Source organism: Streptomyces sp. NPDC101151 (assembly GCF_044768335.1).
Lineage (GTDB): Bacteria > Actinomycetota > Actinomycetes > Streptomycetales > Streptomycetaceae > Streptomyces.
In genome coordinates this window covers 448,110-472,020 of record NZ_JBIWPP010000003.1, presented here as the reverse complement: position 1 = coordinate 472,020, position 23,911 = coordinate 448,110, and the positions used below count along the sequence as shown (strand labels likewise).

Sequence of the window (23,911 nt, the reverse complement as noted above, 5' to 3'; positions counted from 1 at the left end):
GCGGGCGAAAGCGCCCTTACGCGAAACGGCGGCGCGGCACGGTGAGCTGATAGCCGGAGTCGAGCAGACGGGGCAGATATGCGCGGATCGCGCGGACGCTCTGTGAACGGTCGCCCCCGCCGTCGTGGGAAAGCACCACGACCCCGGGGGCGGCTCCGCTCTCCACCCGGTCGACGACGGTCCTCGTGCCGGGTTCCGTCCAGTCGCCGGTGTCCAGGGTGTAGGCCATCGGCTCCATGCCCAGCTCGGCGCCGATCTGGTAGGCCGCGCGGTTCCAGGCACCGTACGGTGCGCGGAACCACTGGGGGCGCTCACCGTAGGCGTCCTCGATGACTTCGCTGGTCCGCTTCATCTCGGAGCGGATCTCCTTGCGGCTGAGGGTGCTCAGCAGCGGATGCGTCCACGTGTGGTTGCCGACGACATGTCCCTCGACGGCCATCCGGGCCAGCAGTTCCCTGTTGCCGACCACGCACGCCCCGCACACGAAGAACATCGCCCGCACGTGGTACTCGGCGAGGGTGTCCAGGATGTGCGGGGTGTAGTCCGGGTTCGGGCCGTCGTCGAACGTCAGCATCATCTGCCGACCGCGTCCCGAGATCCGCAGGATGGGCTCGTGCCGCACCTTGAGCCTGCGTGGCCCGGTGCGCGGCGGACCGTATCCGGTGAGCGGCTGGAGACGGTAGACGGAGGACTTGAGCGGCTGACGCACCTGTGGGCCGGCGGCGGGTGCTGCGGCGCGGAGCGCCTTGTCGTCACCGCCCGTCCTGACGATTCCCGCGGTACCCGTGGCCCCCAGAGCGGCGATGGATGCAAGCAGCATCCGGCGCCGCGTGAACAACTGATCCTTCTGCATGACCCATCAGTCGCCCGGCGGGCCTCCGGCGCACCACAGCGACACCGGCACGGCAGCGGGAATACACCCGGTCGGCCCAACCCCGGGCGTCTTGGTCCAGGTCCTAGCGACGGCGCACCAGCGGGAACGGCAGGGTCTCCCGGATGGTCAGCCCGGTGAGGAACATGACGAGCCGGTCGACGCCGATGCCGAGTCCGCCGGTCGGGGGCATCGCGTACTCGAGGGCGTCGAGGAAGTCCTCGTCCAGTTCCATGGCCTCGGGGTCGCCGCCGGCGGCCAGCAGGGACTGTTCGGTGAGCCGGCGGCGCTGTTCGACGGGGTCGGTCAGCTCGGAATAGGCGGTGCCGAGTTCGGTGCCGAAGGCGACGAGGTCCCAGCGTTCGGCGAGTCGCGGGTCGGTGCGGTGCTGCCGGGTGAGCGGGGAGACGTCGGTCGGGAAGTCCTTGTAGAAGGTGGGCAGCTGGGTCCGTTCCTCGACCAGCCGCTCGTACATCTCCAGGACCACGTCACCGGGGCCGTCGTCGGCGGTGTACGGCACCCCCGCCCGGTCGCACAGCCGGTGCAGCCTGAGCAGCTCGGTGCCGGGGCCGATCTCCTCGTCGAGTGCCTCGGAGAGCGCCCCGTAGACTGTCTTCACCGGCCACTGTCCCGAGATGTCGTACTCCTGGCCGTCCTTGCGGGCGACCGGGGAGCCGAAGGCCGCGGTCGCGGCGCCCTGGATCAGCTCGCGGGTCAGGTCGAGCATCACGTCGTAGTCGGCGTACGCCTGGTAGGCCTCCAGCATGGTGAACTCGGGGTTGTGCTTGTAGGAGACGCCCTCGTTGCGGAAGGTGCGGCCCAGCTCGAACACCTTCTCCAGACCGCCGACGCACAGCCGTTTCAGGTACAGCTCGGGGGCGATGCGCAGGTAGAGGTCGAGGTCGTAGGCGTTGATGTGGGTGGTGAAGGGCCGGGCGTTGGCGCCGCCGTGGATCTGCTGGAGCATCGGGGTCTCGACCTCCAGGAAGCCGCGGTCCAGCAGCCCCCGGCGCAGGGCCTGGACGGCGGCGGAGCGCGCCCGGATCACCTGGCGGGCGTCGGGGCTGGTGACCAGGTCGAGGTAGCGGCGGCGGACCTTGGCCTCCGGGTCGGCGAGGCCGCGGTGCTTGTCGGGCAGCGGGCGCAGGCACTTGCCGGTCAGTTGCCAGGAGGTGACGAAGACGGTGGGCTCGCCCTTGTCGCTGAGGCCCGCACGGCCGGTGGCGGTGATCTGGTCGCCGATGTCGGTGCCGTCCCGGAAGCGGTCGAGGGCGGCCCCGGAGCCCTCGCGGGTGAGGGCCAGTTGGTGGTCCCCGGACCAGTCCCGCAGGACCACGAAGACGATGCCGCCGAAGTCGCGGACCAGCATGATGCGGCCGGCCACGGTGACGTCCTGGCCCTGCGGAATGCCGGCGAGGGCGTGGGTGGGGGCGGGCACGCCGACCGGGTACGGGTCGGTGCCCGTGGCGCGCAGGCGGTCGAGCGTGCGGTGCCGGACGCGGACCTGGTCGGACAGGCCCGCGCCCGGGGCGACGGTCCCGGCCTCGTCCCCTCCATCGAGGCCGAGCGCCGTCAGGGAGGGCAGGCCCTCGGTGGTGGCGGGCCGCTGCCCCGTCTTCGGGTGCCCCTTTCCCCAGAGTTTGCGCAGGGACGGTACGGAGACGAATCCCTCGGCGATGCCGGAGGCGAGGCCGATGCGGGCGAGGGAGGCGGTCTCTCCGTAGCAGATGAAGCGCGGATACCACTCCGGGCGGTACTTGGCGTTGGAGCGGTACAGGGCCTCCAGCTGCCACCAGCGGGAGAAGAACAGCAGCAGCCGGCGCCAGAGTCTGAGGACGGGTCCGGCGCCGATGCGGGCGCCCTCCTCGAAGACGGAGCGGAAGACGGCGAAGTTCAGCGAGATCCTGCGCACCCCCAGTTTCGGAGCGGCCGCGCACAGTTCGGCGACCATGAACTCCATGACCCCGTTGGGTGCGGCGCGGTCACGGCGCATCAGGTCCAGGGAGACGCCGTCGCGGCCCCAGGGCACGAAGGAGAGCAGGGCGAGCAGCCGGCCGTCCTCGCCGAGGGCCTCCACCAGCAGGCAGTCGCCGTCGGCGGGGTCCCCGAGCCGGTCCAGGGCCATGGAGAAGCCGCGTTCGGTCTCGGTGTCCCGCCAGGCGTCCGCCTTGTCGACGATCTCCTCCATCTCCCGGTCGGTGAGGGCGGCGTGCCGGCGGATGCGGGTCGTGGCGCCGGTGCGGCGGACGCGGTGCACGGCCTGCCGGGTGACGCGCATCTCCCGGCCGTCGAGGTCGAATCCGGGCACGTGCAGGATGGCCTCGTCGCCGAGCTGGAGGGCGCCGAGTCCGGCCCGGGCGTAGGCGCGGGCGCCGTCCTCGGAGGCGCCCATCACCGCGGGTGCCCAGGCGTGGCGGCGGGCCACCTCCAGCCAGGCGGCGATGGCGTGCGGCCAGGCCTCGGGGTCGCCGACGGGATCGCCGCTGGCCAGGCACACGCCGGCCTCGACGCGGTAGGTGACGGCGGCCTTGCCGCTGGAGGAGAAGACGACGGCCTTGTCGCGGCGGGTGGCGAAGTAGCCGAGCGAGTCCCGTTCGCCGTAGGCACCCAGCAGGGCACGGATCCGGGCCTCCTCGTCGTCGTGCAGGGCCGCTTCCAGGCGCTGTGAACGGAACAGGGTGGCGGCGGCGTTCAGCAGGGCGAGCGCGCCGAACAGACCGAGCAGAAAGGTGACCTGGCGCGGGGGGCGGCCGTCGAAGGCGCTGTTGGCCACCAGCCCGCCGCAGACCCGGTCGGCCGCCCAGGCCAGGTGCTGGCCCTGCGGAAGGGTGCCCGGGAAGAGCGAGACCAGGCCCCAGCCGGCCAGGATCGCCACGACGAGCCCGGCCAGCAGCACGCCCAGCGCCCGCCACACGGCAGCGCGGCGGGAGGCGGCGTAGAACTCCTTGCGGGCCACCACCAGCAGGAGCAGCAGCAGGGCGCACAGCACCAGGGACGGCACCGACTGCAGGTACTGGCCGAGGGCCACACCGAGGAGGTCGGTGAGGACCAGCAGGCCCAGGTAGACGACGACCAGCCACCAGGCGACCTTCTTGCGGGCCGCGGTGGCGGCGGCCAGCAGGAACAGGAACACCGCGTAGGCGAGATTGGCGCTGATGGGGATGAGGAGCAGGTCGAGGGTGCGGACGACCGGGCGCAGGACGCGGCGCAGCGGGGCGACGAACGCGAGCAGGGCGCACAGCAGGGCGAGGGCGGCGAGGACGGTCGCGCAGGCCTCGGGCACCCAGCCGAGGCGTCCGGCGGCGGGCGGGCGTATCGGGCCCGTGGCATCCCTCCGTGCGGACGGATCGGCGGCGGCAGTCATGGTTCCGACTCTAGGAAGGGCCGGCGCCGCTCGCCCGTCGAGTTGGGCCGGGCCTCGGCTGGAAGCGCAGGTTCCGATAACCTCGGGATGTGACGGAGCAGCACGAACAGCACGCGCATCAGTTCGAGCGGGGCACGGACGGACCCAAGGTCATCGTGGTCGGGGTGGACGGTTCCGACTCCTCGCTGCGAGCGGCCGCGTACGCGGGCGGACTGGCCCGGCGGCAGCACGCGCTGCTGGCCGTGGTGTACGTGCAGCCGGTGCTCGCGGCCGGGGCCGCGCTCGGGGCGCCGGTGGCGGAGACGACCGACGAGATCGCCGAGGACCTGGTCGCCTACATCCGGGAGGCCGCCGAGCGGCTCAAGGGGATATTCGAGGTGCGCTGGGAGTTCCACACCTTCCGCGGCGACCCCTACAACGGCCTGGTGAAGGCGGCCGACGAACTCAAGGCGGACGCGGTGGTGGTGGGTGCCTCGGAACAGGCCGGGCACCGCATCATCGGGTCGGTGGCGATCCGGCTGGTGAAGGCGGGGCGCTGGCCGGTGACGGTCGTTCCGTAGCCGCGCCCCGCAGCAGCGGCGGGATCGCCGGCAGCGGGGTTCCGGCCAGGGCGATCGCGGTGCGCGAGCCGGCGACGGCGGGACGGCGGGCCCCACAGGGCGCTCGGGCCGGTCAGGGCGGCGGTCGTGGCCTTGCCGGTGGCCGGGCGGCGAGCGTACGGGCCACTCGGTCGCCCGGGACCGGTTCGAGGCGCTCGGCGGTGAAGACCGGGGTGCACACGCCCGCGCAAGTGATCAGTCGCAGCTCGATCACCATCACCGGGACCAGGCCGGGCACACCGGGGCGGACGAGGGCCGGCCCGACCGGGAGCCGAGCAGCAGCCGAGCAGGCCGCCCCGGCAGGGCCTGGCGAAGGCGAGGCCGTACTCCGGGGCACGAAGCCGAGCGGGCGGGGCATGAGGACCACGAGCGCTCCGGCCCTGAGCGAGCCCGTCGCGCCCGTGCGTGGCGTCTTCCGTCCGGGACTCCCCTGAGCCATCATGATCCGCCGTCAGCCATTTGCCGTCGGCTAAGAGGTGAGACGCATGGCCAAGCTCCGTGCGGGTGAAGGAATTCTCCGCCGCAAACCCATCGAGCACATCGAGGAGACCGAACTCGCCGAGGGCCCCCGGCTGGACAAGTCGCTCGGTCTCTGGCAGCTCACCGCGATCGGTGTCGGCGGCATCATCGGCGCCGGCATCTTCACGCTGGCCGGCACGGTGGCCAATGGCAAGGCCGGGCCGGCGGTGCTGGTGTCGTTCCTCGTCGCCGGTGTCGCCAGCGCGTGCGCCGCGCTGTCGTACGCCGAGTTCGCGGGGCTGATCCCGAAGGCGGGGTCGGCGTACACGTACGGCTACGCGGTGCTCGGCGAGTTCGCGGGCTGGTTCATCGGGTGGGACCTGCTGCTGGAGTACACGGCGATCGTCGCGGTGGTCGCGATCGGCATCTCCGGGTATTTCGGCTTCCTCGTCGAACAGATGGGCGCGAATCTGCCCTCCTGGATGCTGGGCGCGCCCGGCACCGGGCACGGACACCGGGTCGATCTGTTCGCGGCCGTGCTGTGTCTGCTGATCGCCTGGCTGCTCAACCTGGGCATCCGCAGCGCGGCCCGCTTCGAGACGGTCGTGGTCGCCCTGAAGGTGCTGGTGGTGCTGCTGGTGATCGGGGTGGGCGTGTTCCACATCAACAGCGCGAACTACAATCCCTTCTTCCCCTTCGGCATCGGCGGCGCGTTCACCGGTGCGGCGACGGTGTTCTTCGCGGTGTTCGGCTACGACGCCATGTCGACCGCGGCCGAGGAGGCGAAGGACGCGCAGCGGCACATGCCGAAGGCGATCATCTACTCGCTGGCGATCTCGATGGTGCTGTACGTGGCGGCCTGTCTGGTGCTGACCGGCATGCAGAACTACAAGGACATCGACCCGGAGAGCGGCTTCTCCTCGGCGTTCGAGTCGGTGGGGCTCAGCGGGCTCGCCAATGTGATCGCGGTGGGCGCGATCATCGGCATCCTCACGGTGATGTTCACCTTCATGCTGGGTGTGACCCGGGTGTGGTTCTCGATGTCCCGTGACGGTCTGCTGCCCCGCTGGTTCGCCAAGACGCACCCGACGCGGCACGTGCCGACGCGCGTGACGTGGATCGTGGGGGTGGCCTCGGCCCTCATCGCCGGGTTCCTGCCGATCGGTGAGGCGGCCGAGCTGACCAACATCGGCATCCTGCTGGCGTTCGTGGTGGTGTGCGTGGCGGTGATCGTGCTGCGCTACCGGCAGCCGGAGCTGCCGCGCTCCTTCCGCACGCCGTGGATGCCGGTCGTGCCCGCGCTCGGTGTCGTCTTCTCGATCTGGCTGATCACCTACCTGGAGTGGCAGACCTGGGTGCGGTTCGCCGTGTGGTTCGTGGTCGGCTGCGTGATCTACTTCGGCTACTCCTACCGCCGGTCCGCGCTGGCCGGACGGCAGCCCGCCGAGTGATCACTCCCCCATGACCAGTCCGGCGGCGGCGGCGCCGCGGCTGAGGACGACCTCCGTGATGCGGTCGCGCACGCCCTCCAGCTCGGCTCCGCCGGCGATCGCCTGATTGAGGTCCCGGACCCGGCCGGAGTCGAGGTCGTACATCTGCGGGATGAACTCGGCCCCGGTGACCTGCCAGCGCTCGCCGGGCCGGGTCGGCCGGGTGAAGGTGAAGCGCCCGATGGTGGAGTCGTTGGCGCGCGAGTCCTGTACGCCCTTGGCGTTGTACATCTCGCCGGCGATCTGGTCGCCCATGCCGTAGACCACCCAGGTGCCGTTGACCTTCTCGTACGCCTGCGGGACGTGGGCGTGGTTGCCGAGGATCAGGTCGATGTCCGGGCGGCCGTTCGTCTCCGAGGCCGTCAGGCGCTGGGCGAGGGCCAGCTGCAGCTGGTCGGGGGCGTCCTGCCACTCGGTGCCCCAGTCCACGGAGACGACGACCACGTCGGCGCCCGCCAGCCGGGCGGCGCGGGCGTCGGAGATCATCCGGTTCGCGTCGATCGGGTTGACGGCCCAGGGCTGTCCGGACGGGAGCGGCTTGCTGCCGGTGCCGTTCGTGTATGACAGGTGCGCGACCTTCGCCGGTCCCGCCTGGAACGTCGTGACCGAGCGGGCCTCGGCCTCGCTGCGGGCGGTTCCGGCGTGGCGGAGACCGGCGCGGTCCATGCCGTCCAGAGTGCGCCGGATGCCCGGCGCGCCGTCGTCCAGGGCGTGGCTGGAAGCGGTGGAGCAGCCGTCGTAGCCGGCCGCCGCGAGGGCGTCGGCGATCTGCGGCGGGGACTTGACGACGGGGTGGCCGGAGTAGTCCCCGTCGGTGCCGTAGACGGTCTCCATGTGACACAGCGCCAGATCCGCGCGGCGGACGACGGGTTCGATACCGGAGAGCATCGGCCGGAAGTCGTAGACGGTGCCGTTGCCGTCGAAGCCCGCACGCTCGATGACGGAGGCGTGCGGCAGCACGTCGCCGGAGGCGACGAGGGTGAAACTCCGGGCGACGGCCGGCGCGGGAGGCGCCGGCCGGGCGGGCGGCTGCCGCTCCTGGTTCTGGCAGGCTGCCCCGGCGACGAGCAGTGCGGTCAGGGCCAGCGCCACCTGATGCCTGCGTGCGATCATCAGCTCACCCCAGGGATCTTCGTATCCATCGGCGTCGTATTTACGGACAAAGTTTTATGGCCATATGGGTATGAATCCGGCTCTTGGCGCAAACAGTGCAGTGGCCCGAATTAGCCCATCCGGCGTCGCCTCGTCCACTCGCGGGCCGCCCGTACTGCCGTTCGCCGACACGATCGACCGTCCGTCGCAGAGCCGTGTGCGCCCCCTGTCCCCGGGCGGCGCCCTGCGCTGCCATACGGCCATGACGGCCGCAACTTCACCCACCCACGGGGCGACGACCGCCGAGCACGAGCTGGCCGAACTCCAGCGCGAGCACGGCGGCCCCCTCTTCGCACTGCTGCTGAGGCTGAGCGACGGAGACCGCCAGCGCGCCGAGGACCTCGTGCAGGAGACCCTGGTGCGCGCCTGGCAGCACCCCGAGGCCCTGCACGCCGACGACTTCGACTCGGTACGGCCCTGGCTGCTGACCGTCGCCCGCCGGCTGGCCATCGACGCACGCCGGGCCCGGCAGGCGCGACCGCCCGAGGTCGGCGACGAGGTGCCCGAGAACGCGCGGGTGACCGCCGACCACGCCGAGCGGGCCGCCGCGACGCTCGATGTCCGGGAGGCTGTGAAGACACTCACGCCGGAGCACCGTGACGTCCTGGTACTGGTGTATTTCCGCGGGGCCAGTGTGGCGGAAGCCGCCGAGACCCTCGGAATTCCACCCGGTACCGTGAAGTCGCGCGCGTACTACGCGCTGCGCGCCCTGCGCCGGGTCCTTCCGGGTTATGCAGCCGACCTGCGATGAAACCGAGGGTCGGGTCAAACCTCGGTAAAGCGCCTTGCTGTGACCCCCGTTCGGGCCATCAGCTGTCCTCATCCGCGTTTCCGGACAGGGGCCGGTATCGGGTCCAGGGGTTCGGGCGACGCGCAGGCACCGGAGGAAGGCAGGAAGGGATGCTGCACAGAGGGCACGAGAGCTCGGACGGCACCGACGGCGGTGAACTGGCCGTCCCCATGGCCTGGTTGTACGCCGAGTACATCGCGGACGAGCTGCTGCGCACCGGCGATCTTATGCCGCCGACGTCCTTCGAGTTCCGGGCCGGCCGGGACGCGCTGGCGCTGACCGTCTTCCTCTCCGACACCGACGGCGAACTCTCCGGCATCCGGGTGATCTCCCAGCTGGAGACCTGGCTGTCGCTGACGGCGTACGACCAGCCGTGGCAGGAGTGGGTGCGTGAACGGATGGCCGAGCTGGCCGGCGATGAGGCCCGGGCCGGGACGCCGTCGCCGGACCTCGCCCTGGCGGCCGAGGCCTGGCGCTGGCTGGAGGAGACCGAGCTGCTGGCACCCGACCTGGACGCGGTGCCGGGCGGCGGAGCGGTGTTCGGCGAGGACGACGGACCGAAGGTGTGGACCCCGGCCTGGCGGCTCGGACTGCCCCTCGGGCATCTGGCCATCCACCTTTTTTGAGCTGTCTGGAAATCGGACCAATCCGCGGGCCGGGCGGCTCCGAATCTCTTGGTCACGATTCGGTGTGCGCCTTGAGTGATTCGGTTGTCCGCTGCGTACGGATGGGAGCAAGGAGTAACCCCACCCCTACTCATCGGCACGAGGATTCGGCATGAGGTCCCTGGAGAGGCATCGCGACGTCGGCGCATACGCGCTCGGCGTGCTGGACGAGGCGGAGGCCTTCCGCTTCGAGGACCACCTCATGGAGTGCCCTCAGTGCGCGGCACACGTGACCGAATTCGGCCCCGCGGCACGGCAGTTGATGCTGTACCGGCGGGCCACGCCGCGCTTCGTGCACCCCATGGCCCAGCCCGGTCCGCGACTGCTGGACCGGCTCCTGGGCGAGCTCGCACACCGGCACCGGGCACGGCGCCGCCGCTTCCTGTACGGTCTGGCCGCCTCGGTGGTGCTGGCCGTGGCCGGACCGGGGATCATGGTCTATGCCGGGCACGATCAGCCCGCCAACCGGGTCACCGCGGCGACCGACCCGGGCACCGGGGTGTGGGCCCAGGTGACCACCGAGGACGAGGACAACGGCAGCCGGATGCGGCTGGAGGTCAAGGACGCCTCCGGACCCCACACCTGCCGGCTCGTCGTCGTCGGCCGTGACGGCTCGGAGCAGGTCGTCAGCGGCTGGACCGTGGATGAGCACGACACCGGTACGACCATGACCCTGGCCGGCACGACGATGCACCGGGACGAGATCGCCCGCTACGAGGTACGCACCGCGGACGGACAGCGGCTGGTGTCGCTGCCGCAGGAGTAGGCGCGTCTCACTTCAGCAGCCGCGACATCCTGCGATCGGCCAGCGGCTTGCCGCCCGTCTGGCAGGTGGGGCAGTACTGCAGCGAGGAGTCGCTGAAGGAGACCTCACGGATGGTGTCGCCGCAGACCGGGCAGGGCTCGCCGGCGCGGCCGTGGACCCGCAGACCGCTCTTCTTCTCCGCCTTGAGGCGTCCGGCGGCGAGGCCGTGGGAGCGTTCGACCGCGTCGGTGAGCGTGGTGCGCAGCGCCTCGTAGAGACTTCGGGTCTCCTGCGGGGTGAGGGACGCGGCGAGCTTGAAGGGAGACATCTTCGCCGCGTGGAGGATCTCGTCGCTGTAGGCGTTGCCCACCCCGGCGATCACGCTCTGATCGCGCAGGGCTCCCTTGATCTGGCGCCGCTCGTCCTTCAGCAGGGCGGCGAAGCGGTCCTCGTCGAAGCCGGCGGAGAGCGGGTCCGGGCCGAGGCGCGCCACTCCGGGCACGTCCCGCGGGTCGTGGACGATGGACACGGCGAGCTTCTTCTGGGTGCCGGCCTCGGTGAGGTCGAAGCCCGCGCCGGTCTCCAGGGCCACGCGCAGGGCGAGAGGGCCCTTCCCGGGCCGGGGCGGTCCGTCCGGCAGCCGGTCCTTCCACTGGAGCCAGCCCGCGCGGGCCAGATGGGTGACGAAGTGCAGGCCGGTGTTCCCTTCGATGTCCAGGAACTTCCCGTACCGGTGCACGGCGGTGATCTCGTTGCCCTCGAACGCGCCGACAGGAGGGTCGTACGTCTTCAGGACGCTGATCGCGACGGGCAGCACCCGTACGACCTCGTGGCCGATCAGGTTCTCGGTCAGGAAGTCCCTGAGGGCTTCCACCTCGGGCAGTTCCGGCATACGTCCAGAGTGCCATCCGGGGCCCGTGCGGTCAGGCGTGCGCGGAGACCCGGAACTCGCACCACACCGCCTTGCCGCCGCCGCGCGCCTCCACACCCCACACGTCGGCGAGCCGGTCGACGAGGAGCAGTCCGCGTCCGGAGACGCCGTCCTCCCCCGCCTCGCGGCGACGCGGCAGGGCGCTGGAGGAGTCCTCGACCTCGACGCGCAGCCGGCGGCCGCTGCCGTGCAGGGCCCGCAGGGTGACGATCGCCGAGCCCTCGGTGTGCATCAGGACGTTGGTGATGAGTTCGTCGGCGACCAGTTCGATCTCGTCGGCCCGGTCCCGGGCGCCCCAGGAGCGGACCGCGGCGCGGATCATGTGCCGGGCCTGGATGAGGGCCTCCGGGTCGCCGGGGGCCACGTGCTGCTGGAGCCGGCCGCCGGGCCGCGGGGCCTCCGGGGCGCAGCGGCGCAGCAGGAGCAGCGCGACGTCGTCGTCGCCGCCCCGCTCCTCGGCCACCTCGATCAGCAGTGTGGCGAGGTCGCGCACCTCGTCGGGGCCCTTGGCGATGAGGGTCGTGAGGGCCTGCATGCCGTCGTCCAGGTCGGCGCCGGGCTGCTCGACCAGGCCGTCGGTGCACAGCAGCAGGGTGTGGCCGGGGTCGAGTTCGAGGGTGGAGACCGGGTACTCGAGGCCGCCGAACTCCGCGGAGAGCCCCAGGGGGAGCCCGCCCTCGACGGGGACCCGGTGGCAGGTGCCGTCGGCGTGCCTGATCAGCGGGTCGATGTGCCCGGCGCGGACCACCTGGACGACCCCGGTGGACAGGTCGGCCTCCGCGTAGAGGCAGGTGGCGAAGCGGTCGGTGTCGAGTTCGTGCAGGAACACGGAGGCCCGGGCCATCACGGTGGCCGGGGTGTGTCCCTCGGCGGCGTAGGCGCGCAGCACGATCCGCAGCTGTCCCATCACGGCCGCCGCGTGCGTGTCGTGACCCTGGACGTCGCCGATGACCGCGCCTACCCGGCCGCCGGGCAGCGGGATGAGGTCGTACCAGTCGCCGCCGATGTCCCTGCCGAGGCCGCCCCCGGCGGTGGCGGCGCGGTAGCGGACGGCGACGTCCGCGCCGCGGACGCTGGGGATGGTGCGGGGCAGCATCGCCTGCTGCAGGCCCTGGGCGAGGTCCTTCTCCTGTTCGTAGAGCATGGCCCGCTGCAGGCTCTGCGCGATGCTGCTGCCGAGGGCGACGAGCACATTGCGCTCCTCGGGCGAGAAGCCGCGCCGGTTGCTGTAGAGCAGGCCCATGGCGCCGATCGGGCGGGCCTGGGCGATCAGCGGCAGATAGGCCGCGGAGGTGATGTCCAGGTCCGTGATGTGCGGCCACAGGAGGGGAAAGCGTTCGGCGAACTCCTCCGGGGACTCGATGAAGCACGGGCTGAGGGTCCGCACCGCCTCACTCATCGGGTAGACCTCGTCGATCCGGGTGATGCGGGTGCCGGGCACGAAGCTGCCCGCGGGGCCCTCGGCGACCAGTCGGATGCGGCCGGCCTCGACGAGGCCGAGGACCAGGCTGGTGGAGCCGAGGAGGGTCAGGCCGTGGGTGTCGGTGACGACGTCGATGACGTCCTGGACGGTGCGGGCATGGGCGAGGGCGGCGGTGGCGATCTGGACGACGCTGGTCTGCTCGCGCCGGGCGGCGTCCTGGGCGGCCGCGTCCCGGCGGTCCGCGCTCTCGCTCAGCTCGTCGGTGGCGTCCCGGACGATTCCGATGATCCGGCGCGGGCGGCCCGTCCCGTCGCGCCGTATGTAGCCCTGGGTGTGGGTCCAGCGCAGGGTCCCGTCGCGGCGGCGGACGCGGAAGTACGCGCCGTAGTTCTCCCGGCCGTCCTTGATGGCCTGCGCCACCACGGTGTCGAGGCGGTGACCTTCCGCGCGGGGCACCCGAATGGTCAGGCTCTCGGGGCGGCCGTCGTATTCGTCGGGGCGCAGGTCGAATATCTCGTGCGCCTGGGCGTCCATGCTGAACAGACCGGTGTCCAGGTCCCAGTCGAAGCTGCCCATGCGGTTGAGCGCCAGGATCGGATCCGGGTGGGCGGGCCAGTCCTCCGGGAGTGACAGGGCACTCGCTCCCCGATCAGCCATGGGGCCACCTTGCCAGGGTTTGTCCGATTCTTCGACTGGGCCCCGTGGGTTCAGCCGCCAGGGTCATCGTCGGGAATGTCGAGCATATGATCGAGAGAGGTGGGGGCCTCGTCGGGGGGCCGACCGCCTTCGTCGGGCGGGTCGAGGACCTCGGGGACGATCGGCTGCCCGATCCCGTCGGGGATGTCCGGGAGGGCCTCCGGTGCGGCGATCGACGGCTCCAGCGGGAGGCAGCCGACGGGACCGCCCGCCGGCAGGGTCGCACAGTCGCCCTCGGACCGGCCCGCGGCGGCCCCGCTCGGCACCCGGCCCGTCTCGCCCTGGGCGTCGTTCGGGCGGGTGGCCTGCGGGCTGGGGCTCGGCCGCGGGCTCTGGACGGGCGTGGTGGCCTGCGGGGGCTCGGTGCCACCGGGGGGCCGGCTCGCCGGGGCGGGCGGCGGCACGACGCGGTCGCGGCGGACGTCGTGACCGAGCCGGCGTTCGATCCAGGTCCGGGTCCTGCCGTCGATGATCGTGAAGGCGGTGACGCGTTGGGGTGCCGGGGTCACCACGATCACCCCGGTCGGCCGGTATCCGGACCAGGCGGTACCGCGGGTGCCGGGGGCGCCGGGCGGCGGCTGGGGCGGCGCGAGCGGATTGCCGCATGCGCAGCGGACACGGGGCACGCCCCGGTCGTCGACGAGGACGGCGGTGCCGGCCTGCAGGACGGACTGGAAGTCGCTCGCGCGCCCGTCCCGGTAGGCGTGATTGGTGACGCTGGTGTCGACGCGGAGCACGACCGGGGTCAGGCCGCGCAGATAGCCGGGGAGCGCCGCACGGGAGATGCCCGCCGTCCGGGCGAAGGCGTCACCCTTGACCCGGACGGTGGTGAGGCGGCTGATCTGCCGCTCGACGTCGCAGCCGGCGACATGTGCCGTGCCGCCGTAGAGACCGGGGGTGGCGCCGGACAGTGCGCGCATCGAATGCGGGGGCGCGGGGGTGGGGTCGGCGAGCTGTGCCGACGGCGACACCCGGGTGGCCGAGGGCGTGGCGGCCGTGGAGTCGATGAAGGGGTCGGGTCCCGGGGCCGTCGCCGGCAGCAGGAAGACCGCAACGCGCGGGCGCACCTCCCGGACCGTGCTGCCGACGCAGGCGGCGACGAGAAACACGACCGAGAGCGCGCACGCCATGGCCATCGGTCCGGCGGGTATCCGTCGGGGTCTCCGCACCGCGTTCTCCCGCATCATCTCGGCGGCCGATTCATCCGCTATTGTCTGCTTCGCTCTCCGGGGTTACGCAAGCGGAACGATGCGGTACCCGGAGTGACAGGCACTTCCGCCGCCCGTGGGGGCACCATCGTCACGGTGGCGACAATGGAGGCAGGAGCGCACGGCCGTGGACTGGTTCACCGCACCCGACTACTGGCTGAGCCGGCTGGTCTTCCAGCGGGCTCTGGCCGGTGTGTACCTCGTCGCGTTCCTGGTGGCCGCCCTGCAGTTCCGGGCCCTGCTGGGCGAGCGCGGGATGCTCCCGATCCCCCACTACACGGCGCGGATACCGTTCAGACGCGCTCCGAGCCTGTTCCATCTGCACTACTCGGACCGCTTCTTCGCGGGCATCGCCTGGGCGGGCTGCGCGGTGTCGGCCGCGCTGCTCGCCGGGGCGGACTCGCTGCTGCCGCTGTGGGCCGGGATCCTGCTGTGGCTGGTCCCCTGGGCGCTGTATCTGTCGATCGTCAACGTGGGCCAGACCTGGTACGCGTTCGGCTGGGAGTCACTGCTGCTGGAGGTCGGCTTCCTGGCCGCATTCGTCGGCAACGACGAGGTCGCGCCGCCCGTCGTGGTGCTGTTCCTGCTGCGCTGGATCCTGTTCCGGGTCGAGTTCGGAGCCGGGCTGATCAAGCTCCGGGGCGACGCGTGCTGGCGGCAGCTGACGTGCCTGTACTACCACCACGAGACCCAGCCGATGCCGGGCCCGCTGAGCTGGTTCTTCCACCACCTGCCCAAGCCGCTGCACCGGGTGGAGGTCGCCGCGAACCACTTCACCCAACTGGTCGTGCCCGTCCTGCTCTTCACTCCGCAGCCCATCGCCTCGGCCGCCGCCGCGCTGATGATCGTCACCCAGCTGTGGCTGGTGCTGTCCGGCAACTTCTCCTGGCTGAACTGGATCACCATCGTGCTGGCCCTGTCCGCGCTGCGGCTGCCCACGACGGCACCGCCCGTGCCCGGGGCACCGCTCTGGTACGAGATCGTGGTGCTCGCGGTCGCCGCGCTGCTGGTCTTCCTGAGCTACCACCCCGTGGTGAACATGATCTCCCGCCGCCAGGTCATGAACCGCTCCTTCGACCCGCTGCACCTGGTGAACACCTACGGCGCGTTCGGCAGCGTCAGCCGGACCCGCTACGAGGTGGTGGTCGAGGGCACGCTGGACGACATGCCGCGGGAGGACTCGGACTGGCGGGAGTACGAGTTCAAGGGCAAGCCCGGCGATCCCCGGCACTGGCCACGCCCGTTCGCGCCCTACCATCTGCGCCTTGACTGGCTGATGTGGTTCGCCGCGCTGTCCCCCGGCTACGCCGGCGAATGGTTCGGCGGCCTCGTGGAGCGGCTGCTGGAGAACGACCGCGACACCCTGAAGCTGCTGCGCCGCTCCCCCTTCCCGCCCGACGCCCCGCCCCGCTACGTCCGCGCCCGTCTGTTCCGCTACCGCTACACCACCTGGCGGGAGCTGCGGGAGACGAGGGCGTGCTGGGAGCGGGTGTACGTACGGGAGTATCTGCCGCCCACGCGGCTGGCGAGCGTGGCTCAGAGACCGTAGACCCGCTTCGCGGTGCCCTCGTACACGGCGCTCCGCTCCGCCGCGCTGAGACCTGACGTCAACTCCCGTGTCGTCTCACTCACTTGTGAGTACGTGGCCGCCAGCGTGCACACCGGCCAGTCGGAGCCGAACATCAGGCGGCCGGGGCCGAAGGCCTCCAGGGCGGTGTCCGTGTACGGACGCAGGTCGTCGGTGGTCCAGGAGGCGGGGTCGGCCTCGGTGACCAGGCCGGAGAGTTTGGCGACGGTGTTGGGGAGGGCCGCCAGGGTGCGCAGGGCGGTCGCCCAGGGTTCGTGTTCTCCCGAGGCGATGGGGGGCTTGCCCAGGTGGTCGAGGACGAAGGTGAGGCGGGGGACACCGGCGGCCGCCTTGGCGCAGGCCGGGAGCTGATGGGGCAGGACCACCAGGTCGTAGACCAGGCCCGCCCCGGCGACGGCTGCCAGACCCCGCTGTACGTCGGCCCGCAGCAGCCATTCCGGGTCGGGCTCGCCCTGCACCTGGTGGCGGATGCCCTTCAGGAAGCGGCCGCCGGGGAGTTCGCGCAGGCGGGCCAGTTCGTCGGCGATGCCGGGGCGGGTGAGGTCGGTCCAGCCGACCACGCCCGCGACGAGCTCGTGTTCGGCGGCCAGGGCCAGGAACTCGGGAGTCTCCTCCGCGACGGTGACCGTCTGGACGAGGACGGTACGGTCCACGCCTGCGGCCCGCGCCTCGGGCGCCAGGTCGGCGAGGGTGAAGTTCCGTCTCAGCGACCGGAGTTCGGCACCCCTGATCCAGTCCTGGTCGCGGACCGACAGGTCCCAGACGTGGTGGTGGGCGTCGACGGTCACGGCAGCTCCCAGACGACGGGCAGCCCGGCGGCCGCGCCGTCGCGCGAGTAGTCGTGCACGACCTCCAGCAGCTCGGCCATGCGGGCCTGCCAGGCCACGTTGACCGGCAGCTGTTCGAGTTCGGCGAGAAGACGGCCGTAGTCCTCGCATTCGAGGAGGTGGAAGAGGTCGGTGCCTCCCCCACGCCAGATGGTCCAGGAGGTGGCTCCGGCGGCACGGATGGCGTCGGTCAGCTCCCTCGGGACCTCGCGGTGGGCCGCCTCGTAGTCGGCGATCCGGTCGGCGCGGACCTTGGTGTGCAGGGCGACTCTCATGACGGCTCCTCGGGTGGCAGCAGGCCGGTGTCGCGCAGCTCCTGCCAGAAGGCGGCCGGGACGGGGGTCCCGAACTGCTCGGCGCAGTCGTGCACTTCGGCGGCGGAGCGGGCGCCGGCCAGGACGCAGGCGACGGCCGGGTGCGCGGCACAGTGCGCCAGGGCGGCGGCCCGCAGGGTGATGCCGTGCCGGCCGGCGACCGCCTGCAGCCGGAGCGCGCGGTCCAGCAACTCCTGTGGTGCACGGGTGTAGTCGTACGTCGACTCGGGGGTCGGATGTGCCAGCAGGCCGGAGTTGAAGGCGCCGCCGACGACGACCGACACACCGCGCGCGGCGGCCTCGGGCAGCAGCTCGGCCGCCGCGCTCCGGTCGAGCAGGGTGTACCGGCCCGCGCAGAGCACCACGTCCACGTCCGTGTCGCGGACGAACCGGGTGAGCATCTCGGCCTGGTTCATGCCCGCGCCGATCGCGCCGACGACGCCCTCGGAGCGGAGTTTCTCCAGGGCGGGATAGCCCTCGCGGAACGCCTGTTCGGCGTGGTCGTCGGGGTCGTGGAGGTAGACGACGTCCGCCCGGTCGAGGCCGAGCCGCTCCAGGCTCGCCTCCAGGGTGCGGCGGACGCCGTCGGCGCTGAAGTCCCGGACGCGGCGGTGGGCGGCGGGGACGGCGAAGCCGTTCGCCAGGTCGTCTCCGGTGCCGTCGGCGGGTTCCAGACGGCGGCCGACCTTCGTGGAGAGCGTGTACGAGGCGCGGTCGTACTCGCCCAGGGCCGCCCCCAGGCGGCGTTCGGACAGGCCGAGGCCGTAGTGGGGTGCGGTGTCGAAGTAGCGGATCCCCCGCTGCCAGGCGGCCCGCACGGCCTCGTACGCCTGCTCGTCGTCCAGGGCGGTGTAGAGGTTGCCGATCCCGGCGGCGCCGAAGCCCAGCGGGCTGACCTCGACGCCGCTGCGGCCCAGGCGGTTCACCGGCCCGCCGGTCGCAGCCTCAGGCCCTGCATGCCGCCGTCGACGGCGAGGGAGGTGCCGGTGGTGGCACCGGACCGGGGGCCCGCCAGGTAGGCGATGGCGCCCGCGACCTCGGCCGCCGAGACGAGCCGGCCGGTGGGCTGGCGGGCCTCCAGGGCGGCGCGCTCGGCGGCCGGATCCGGGGCCGCGTCCAGCAGGCGGCCGATCCACGGGGTGTCCGCCGTACCGGGGTTGACGCAGTTGACGCGGATGCCCTCGCGGACGTGGTCGGCGGCCATGGCCAGGGTCAGGGAGTACACGGCTCCCTTGGTGGCGCTGTAGAGGGCGCGCTGCGGCAGACCCGCGGTGGCCGCGATGGAGCAGGTGTTGACGATCGCCGCGTGCCGGGAGCGGCGCAGGTGGGCAAGGGCGGCGCGGGCGGTGCGGACCATGCCGAGGACGTTGACGTCGAAGACGCGCCGCCACTCCTCGTCGTCGTTGTCCTCCACGGTGCCCTGGGCGCCGATGCCCGCGTTGTTGACCAGGACGTCGAGCCCACCGAGGGCCTCGGCCGCCTGGTCCACCGCGGTACGCACCGAGGTGTCGTCGGTGACATCGGCCCGGTACGCCAGCAGCGGCTTCCGCACCGAGGCCGGGTCCAGGTCGAGCACGGCGACCTGGGCACCGTGTTCGGCGAGCAGCTCGGCGGTGGCCCGACCGATCCCGGAGGCGCCTCCGGTGACCAGAGCCCTGAGACCCTCGAAGTCGCTCATGCCGCCTGTCCCTTCCGGGTGTCGGGGTCGGCGGCCCAGAAGGTGCCGCCGGGAAAGGTGTACCGCGCGAGGGACTCCGGGCGCATGGCGGCCGAGAAGCCGGGCACGGTGGGGGCCGTGTAGTGGCCGTTCCGGATCACCACCGGGGTGAGGAAGTGGTCGTGGAGATGGTCGACGTACTCGATGACCCGGTCCTCGGTGGTGCCGGAGACCGCGAGGTAGTCGAACATCGACAGGTGCTGGACGAGTTCGCACAGGCCGACCCCGCCGGCGTGCGGGCAGACGGGGACGCCGAACTTGGCGGCCAGGAGCAGGATGGCGAGGTTCTCGTTGACGCCGCCGACCCGGGCCGCGTCGATCTGCACGATGTCCAGGGCGCCGGCCTGGAGCATCTGTTTGAACACGATGCGGTTGTGGACGTGTTCGCCGGTGGCGACCTTGACAGGTGTCACCGCCCGGCGGATCGCGGCATGGCCGAGGACGTCGTCGGGGCTGGTGGGCTCCTCTATCCAGTACGGGTCGAACTCGGCGAGGGCCTTGGTCCAGGTGATCGCCTCGTCCACGTTCCAGCGCTGGTTGGCGTCGACGGCGAGGCGGACGTCCGGTCCTACTACGGCGCGGGCGACCCGGCAGCGCCTGACGTCGTCCTCCAGGTCGGCGCCCACCTTGAGCTTGATCTGCCGGAAGCCCTCGGCGACCGCCTGGGCGGCGAGCCGGGTGAGCTTGTCGTCGTCGTAGCCGAGCCAGCCCGGGGAGGTGGTGTAGGCGGGGAAGCCGCGCTCCAGCAACCGGGCCCGGCGTTCCTCGGCGCCTTGCCTGCCGCGTCCGAGCAGGTCGAGGGCCTCCTCGGGGGTGAGTGCGTCGGTGATGTAGCGGAAGTCGATCTGCCGGACCAGCCACTCGGGTTCGGCGTCGGCGAGCAGCTGCCACAGCGGCTTGCCGGCCCGTCGGGCGGCGAGGTCCCAGACGGCGTTGACGACGGCCCCGATCGCCATGTGCATCACGCCCTTCTCGGGGCCGAGCCAGCGCAGCTGGCTGTCGGCGATCAGGTCCCGGAAGAGTGTGCCGGGGTCGGCGCACAGCTCCTCGACCGGACGGCCGAGCACATGGCCCCGGAGCGCGTCGATCGCGGCGACCTGGACGTCGTTGCCCCGCCCGATGGTGAAGGTGAACCCGTGCCCCTCGAGCCCGTCGGCGGCGTCCGTGCGCAGGACGACGTAGGCCGCCGAGTAGTCGGGGTCCGGGTTCATCGCGTCGGAGCCGTCCAGCTCGCGCGAGGTGGGGAAACGGATGTCATGGGTGTCGACCGCGGTGATGCGGGCGTGGGCCTGGGACACTGAAGTCCTTTCGGTCGATGGGCGGTTGGGGACCAGGGTTCAGTCCTGGGCCCGGCCCGTCGTCACGCGGGCGATCATGAGGGCGACGAGGATGATCCCGCCGTAGATGGCCTGGATCCAGAACGACGGCACCTGCGCGAGGGTCAGCAGGTTCTGTACGACGCCCAGCAGGAGGACACCGGTGAGGGCGCCGGACATGGTGCCCCTGCCGCCGTCCAGGCTGATGCCGCCGATCACGGCCGCGGCGAACACGGTGAAGATCATGTTGTTGCCCTGGTTGGCACTGATCGCGCCGACGTATCCGGTCTGCAGGAGCCCGCCCACCGAAGCGAGGACACCGGCCACCACGAAGACCCCGAGCATCACGCGCTCGACCCGGATGCCCGCCGCGCGGGCCGCGTCCGCATTGCCGCCGATGGCGTACAGCGCGCGGCCGATGCGGTGGTACTTCAGGACCAGCCCGGCGACGGCGAAGGCGGCCGCGGCGAGCCACACCGACATCGGCACGGTCAGGAAGGTGGTGGTCGCCAGGGAGTAGAAGCTGTCGGGCATGCCGAACAGCGTCTTGCCCTTGGTCGCGCCGACCAGCAGGCCGCGCAGGACGATCAGCATCGCGAGCGTCACGATGAACGCGTTGAGCCTGAACTTGACGACCAGGATGCCGTTGAAGGCGCCGACCGCCCCGCCCACCAGCAGGATCGCGAACAGGGCGAGGCCGGGCGGGAGTTCGGCGCCCCAGCCGGACTGTGCGGAGGGCAGCACGAGGAGCGCTCCGACGGCGGGGGCGATACCGACCACCGATTCGAGGGACAGGTCGAACTTGCCGGTGATCAGCACCAGCGACTCGGCGAGCACGACCATCGCGAGGGCGGCGGACGCGCCCAGGATGGAGATCAGGTTGCGCTCGGTGAGAAACGAGTCGTTGACCACCGCGCCGAGCACCATGAGCAGCAACAGGGCGGGCACGAGGGCCAGTTCGCGGGCCCGGCGCAGCAGTACCGTGCGGGCCGACCGCGCGGCGGGGGCGCTCGGCGGCGCGAGCGGTTCGGCCGCCTTGGTGTCAGCCATGGTCCACTCCTTCGATGGAGGCGATCAGCTCGTGGTCGCGCCAGCCCGCCGGGTGCTCGGCGACGACGCGGCCGTGGAAGAGGACGAGGATGCGGTCGCAGCGCCGCAGGTCGTCGAGCTCGTCGGAGACGACGAGCACGGCCGTGCCGTCCTCGCGGGCGGTGTCCACGCGGGCGAGCAGCGACTCCTTGGACTTCACGTCGACGCCGGCGGTGGGGTTGATCAGGACGAGCAGCCTGGGGTCGGAGGCCAGGGCGCGGGCCATGACGACCTTCTGCGCGTTGCCGCCGGACAGGTCGGAGACGGGCTGCTCCGGGCCCTCGGTGTGGATGTCGAGGCGGTCGATCAGCTCGCCGGCGAAGCCGCTTCTGCGGTCGGTGCCTATGAAGCCGAAGCGGCCGAGCCGGTCGAGGACGGTCATGGTGGCGTTGTCGCCGATGGTCATGGAGCGGACCAGGCCCTGCTCGTGCCGGTCGCGCGGGACGCAGCCGACGCCGGCCCTGAGGGCTGCCTGCACCGAGCCGAACGGCAGCTGCTCGCCATCGAGCAGGGCGGTTCCGCCGGTGGGTGTGCGCAGGCCCGCGAAGGCCTCCGCCAGCTCGATCTTTCCGCTGGCGCTGGAGCCGGCGAGCCCGACGACCTCGCCGCTCCGAACGGTCAGGTCGACGTTCTCGTAGGCGTCCGAGGTGAGCCCGCGGGCGTCGAGCAGGACGGGGGCGCCGTCGTCGACGGCCCTGTCCCGCACGGCCTGTTGGGCGATCGTCCGGATGGACTCCCCCGCCATCGCCTCGATGAGCGCTGCCCTCGGCAGCTCGCCGACCGGAGCCGTGGTGATCCAGCGGGCGTCGCGCAGCACGGTGACGGTCTGGCAGACCTCGTACACCTCCTGCAGATGGTGCGAGATGAACAGGAAGGTGACACCGGAGTCCTGGAGGCCGCGCATCCGGCCGAAGAGCCGCTCGATCTCGCGGTTGTCGAGCTGAGCGGTCGGCTCGTCGAGGACGATGAAGCGGGCGCCGAAGCTCAACGCACGTGCGATCTCCACCATTTGACGGTCCTCGACCTTGAGGTCGGCGGTGCGTGCCTCGGGGTCGACGTGCACGTCCCAGGTGTGCAGGAGGTCGGCGGCCTCGCTCCGCAGCCTGCGCCAGCTGATGAGACCGCGGTGGCGCGGCTGGCGGTTGATGAAGAGGTTCTCGGCGACCGTCAGCTCCGGCACGACCGTGGGGTGTTGGTAGACACAGGCCACCCTGCGGCGCCAGGCGTCGCGGTCGGCGAGCGGCGGCGCAGGCTCGCCGTCGAAGCGGACCGTGCCCTCGTCGGGCGCCTGGAGTCCGGTGAGGATGTTGACCAGGGTCGACTTGCCGGCGCCGTTGCGGCCGACGAGGGCGTGGGACTCGCCGGGCAGCACGGTGAGCCGGCCGTCCGCGAGGGCGGTGGTGGGGCCGTAGCGTTTGACGACGCCCCGGGCCTCGACGAGTGGCGTACTCACTTGACCGTGTTCCCCCACAGGTCGGGGTCGTCCACGTTGTCCTTCGTCACCAGCGGCGCGGGCAGCTGGTCCTCGAGGATGCCGCTGGGCAGCTTGACGATGGTCGAGTCGTGGTCGGTCGGGCCGGGCTCGAAGGTCTTCCCCTGCATCGCCGCCTTGATGTAGTACATGCCGTACTTGGCGTAGGCGTCGGCCGGCTGGGAGACGGTGGCGTCGATCTCGCCCTTGCGGATGGCGTCGTACTCCTGCGGGATGCCGTCGTTGGAGACGATGGCGATGTGGCCAGCGGTGCCGGCCTTCTTCAGCATTCCCTTGGACTTCAGGGTCTGCAGGGTGGGCGCGAGGTAGACACCGCCGGCCTGCAGGTAGATGCCCTTGATGTCGGGGTTGGCGTTGAGGAGGGTGTCGAGCTTGGACGCCGCGGTGTCGGACTCCCACTTGGCGGGGATCTCCAGCACCTTGAGCTTGGGGTACCTCTTCTTCACGCAGGCCCGGAAGGCCTCGGAGCGGTCGCGGCCGTTGACCGAGGCGAGGTCGCCCATGATCTGTACGACCTTGCCACTGGTGATGTGCCGGCCGAGGTATTCGCAGGCCTTCTCGCCGTAGGCGACGTTGTCCGCGCGTACGACCATCGCGACCTTGCCCTTGTCCGGCGCCACGTCGACCGCGACGACCGGTACGCCCTTGCGGTCGGCCTGGTCCAGGCCGGCCTCGATGGCGGCACTGTCCAGCGGGGCCACGACCAGGCCCTTCACGCCTTGATTGAGCTGGTTGTTGATGTCGGTGATCTGCTGTGAGGGGTCACTGTTGGAGTTGACCGTCTTCAGCGTCTCGACGCCCTCGGACTTGGCCATCTTGGGCACATAGTCGTTGTAGGACTGCCAGAACGGCGAGGTCAGCAGGGGCAGGATCACCCCGACCTTGCCCGTACCGCCCCCGCCTCCGGCGCTGGAGGCTCCGGTGTCCTTCGTGCTGCCGCATGCGGTGAGCAGCAGCGAGGCACAGGCGGCCAGGGCCGCCACGCCGGTGATCCGTGACCTGTTCTGCTTCCTCGCTGTTCTGGCGGGCATCTCGCGGCTCCTCGTCGAGCGTGTTCGAGCAGATGCCTGGATACTTATCAGACCACTCACCCGCCAGAACACCCTCCGGCGCCAAGTTTTCCACTCCCAGAGCCATAGTGGTCGGACCACTGCGCTGGTTAGACTGCGACGCAC

At 71.6% G+C, this 23,911-nt stretch carries 20 protein-coding genes; 6 read left to right on the top strand and 14 right to left on the bottom strand.

Features of this window, described 5'->3' with window-relative positions; genetic code table 11:
• Nucleotides 1-16: 16 nt before the first annotated feature.
• Entirely contained in the window at nucleotides 17-853 is an 837-nt protein-coding gene (locus ACIRU3_RS07900; RefSeq protein WP_404052891.1) for a polysaccharide deacetylase family protein, read from the bottom strand.
• Nucleotides 854-956: 103 nt separating this feature from the next.
• Nucleotides 957-4,235, bottom strand: a complete 3,279-nt coding sequence (lysX, locus tag ACIRU3_RS07895; protein WP_404052888.1) for a bifunctional lysylphosphatidylglycerol synthetase/lysine--tRNA ligase LysX — start codon at nucleotides 4,233-4,235, stop codon at nucleotides 957-959.
• 89 nt (nucleotides 4,236-4,324) lie between these two features.
• Here lysX and ACIRU3_RS07890 point away from each other — a divergent pair, with 89 nt between their 5' ends.
• A complete protein-coding gene (locus tag ACIRU3_RS07890) occupies nucleotides 4,325-4,795 on the top strand; it encodes a universal stress protein (RefSeq protein ID WP_404052886.1) in 471 nt (156 codons plus the stop codon).
• A 524-nt stretch (nucleotides 4,796-5,319) separates the two neighbouring features.
• Nucleotides 5,320-6,744, top strand: a complete 1,425-nt coding sequence (locus ACIRU3_RS07885) for an amino acid permease (protein ID WP_404052884.1) — start codon at nucleotides 5,320-5,322, stop codon at nucleotides 6,742-6,744.
• Here ACIRU3_RS07885 and ACIRU3_RS07880 read toward each other — a convergent pair whose 3' ends face one another.
• Nucleotides 6,745-7,896 carry a CapA family protein gene (locus ACIRU3_RS07880; protein ID WP_404052882.1) on the bottom strand — a complete coding sequence of 384 codons (1,152 nt, stop codon included), beginning with the start codon at nucleotides 7,894-7,896 and terminating at the stop codon, nucleotides 6,745-6,747.
• Between the two features lie 241 nt (nucleotides 7,897-8,137).
• On the opposite strand from ACIRU3_RS07880, the gene ACIRU3_RS07875 reads away from it, so the two are divergent.
• From ACIRU3_RS07875 to ACIRU3_RS07865, 3 genes are all read left to right on the top strand, one after another.
• Nucleotides 8,138-8,686: a sigma-70 family RNA polymerase sigma factor gene (locus ACIRU3_RS07875; protein WP_404052880.1), complete on the top strand. Its 549-nt coding sequence runs from the start codon at nucleotides 8,138-8,140 to the stop codon at nucleotides 8,684-8,686.
• Nucleotides 8,687-8,835: 149 nt separating this feature from the next.
• Nucleotides 8,836-9,351 (top strand): hypothetical protein, encoded by a 516-nt coding sequence (locus ACIRU3_RS07870; protein ID WP_404052877.1) that lies wholly within the window; start codon nucleotides 8,836-8,838, stop codon nucleotides 9,349-9,351.
• Between the two features lie 151 nt (nucleotides 9,352-9,502).
• Nucleotides 9,503-10,156: a zf-HC2 domain-containing protein gene (locus ACIRU3_RS07865; RefSeq protein WP_404052875.1), complete on the top strand. Its 654-nt coding sequence runs from the start codon at nucleotides 9,503-9,505 to the stop codon at nucleotides 10,154-10,156.
• Between the two features lie 7 nt (nucleotides 10,157-10,163).
• Here the strand turns inward: ACIRU3_RS07865 and ACIRU3_RS07860 are convergent, their stop codons facing one another.
• From ACIRU3_RS07860 to ACIRU3_RS07850, 3 genes are read right to left on the bottom strand one after another with little or no spacing between them, the layout of a single operon-like run.
• Entirely contained in the window at nucleotides 10,164-11,027 is an 864-nt protein-coding gene (locus ACIRU3_RS07860) for an Fpg/Nei family DNA glycosylase (protein WP_404052872.1), read from the bottom strand.
• Nucleotides 11,028-11,058: 31 nt separating this feature from the next.
• Entirely contained in the window at nucleotides 11,059-13,146 is a 2,088-nt protein-coding gene (locus ACIRU3_RS07855; protein WP_404052869.1) for a SpoIIE family protein phosphatase, read from the bottom strand.
• Between the two features lie 50 nt (nucleotides 13,147-13,196).
• Nucleotides 13,197-14,321 (bottom strand): DUF6777 domain-containing protein, encoded by a 1,125-nt coding sequence (locus ACIRU3_RS07850; protein ID WP_404052866.1) that lies wholly within the window; start codon nucleotides 14,319-14,321, stop codon nucleotides 13,197-13,199.
• A 199-nt stretch (nucleotides 14,322-14,520) separates the two neighbouring features.
• On the opposite strand from ACIRU3_RS07850, the gene ACIRU3_RS07845 reads away from it, so the two are divergent.
• Nucleotides 14,521-15,942, top strand: a complete 1,422-nt coding sequence (locus ACIRU3_RS07845) for a lipase maturation factor family protein (RefSeq protein ID WP_404052864.1) — start codon at nucleotides 14,521-14,523, stop codon at nucleotides 15,940-15,942.
• Here ACIRU3_RS07845 and ACIRU3_RS07840 read toward each other — a convergent pair.
• Genes ACIRU3_RS07840 through ACIRU3_RS07805 form a run of 8 tightly spaced genes read right to left on the bottom strand, consistent with a single transcriptional unit; the run spans nucleotide 15,930 to nucleotide 23,767 of the window.
• The gene (locus ACIRU3_RS07840) at nucleotides 15,930-16,769 is read right to left on the bottom strand and encodes an amidohydrolase family protein (protein WP_404052861.1); all 840 of its coding nucleotides are present in this window, start codon (nucleotides 16,767-16,769) and stop codon (nucleotides 15,930-15,932) included. The two genes, ACIRU3_RS07845 and ACIRU3_RS07840, sit on opposite strands and share 13 nt — an antisense overlap.
• Nucleotides 16,766-17,083 (bottom strand): L-rhamnose mutarotase, encoded by a 318-nt coding sequence (locus ACIRU3_RS07835; protein WP_404052859.1) that lies wholly within the window; start codon nucleotides 17,081-17,083, stop codon nucleotides 16,766-16,768. The genes ACIRU3_RS07840 and ACIRU3_RS07835 overlap by 4 nt, the downstream gene beginning before the upstream one ends.
• The gene (locus ACIRU3_RS07830) at nucleotides 17,080-18,048 is read right to left on the bottom strand and encodes an aldo/keto reductase (protein ID WP_404052856.1); all 969 of its coding nucleotides are present in this window, start codon (nucleotides 18,046-18,048) and stop codon (nucleotides 17,080-17,082) included. The genes ACIRU3_RS07835 and ACIRU3_RS07830 overlap by 4 nt, the downstream gene beginning before the upstream one ends.
• The gene (locus ACIRU3_RS07825; protein ID WP_404052853.1) at nucleotides 18,045-18,800 is read right to left on the bottom strand and encodes an SDR family NAD(P)-dependent oxidoreductase; all 756 of its coding nucleotides are present in this window, start codon (nucleotides 18,798-18,800) and stop codon (nucleotides 18,045-18,047) included. The genes ACIRU3_RS07830 and ACIRU3_RS07825 overlap by 4 nt, the downstream gene beginning before the upstream one ends.
• Complete coding sequence (locus ACIRU3_RS07820) at nucleotides 18,797-20,137, bottom strand: L-fuconate dehydratase (RefSeq protein WP_404052851.1); 1,341 nt, start codon at nucleotides 20,135-20,137, stop codon at nucleotides 18,797-18,799. The genes ACIRU3_RS07825 and ACIRU3_RS07820 overlap by 4 nt, the downstream gene beginning before the upstream one ends.
• 39 nt (nucleotides 20,138-20,176) lie before the next feature.
• A complete protein-coding gene (locus ACIRU3_RS07815; protein ID WP_404052849.1) occupies nucleotides 20,177-21,205 on the bottom strand; it encodes an ABC transporter permease in 1,029 nt (342 codons plus the stop codon).
• Entirely contained in the window at nucleotides 21,198-22,697 is a 1,500-nt protein-coding gene (locus ACIRU3_RS07810; protein WP_404052846.1) for a sugar ABC transporter ATP-binding protein, read from the bottom strand. The genes ACIRU3_RS07815 and ACIRU3_RS07810 overlap by 8 nt, the downstream gene beginning before the upstream one ends.
• Nucleotides 22,694-23,767, bottom strand: a complete 1,074-nt coding sequence (locus ACIRU3_RS07805; RefSeq protein ID WP_404052843.1) for a sugar ABC transporter substrate-binding protein — start codon at nucleotides 23,765-23,767, stop codon at nucleotides 22,694-22,696. The genes ACIRU3_RS07810 and ACIRU3_RS07805 overlap by 4 nt, the downstream gene beginning before the upstream one ends.
• Nucleotides 23,768-23,911 lie beyond the last annotated feature (144 nt).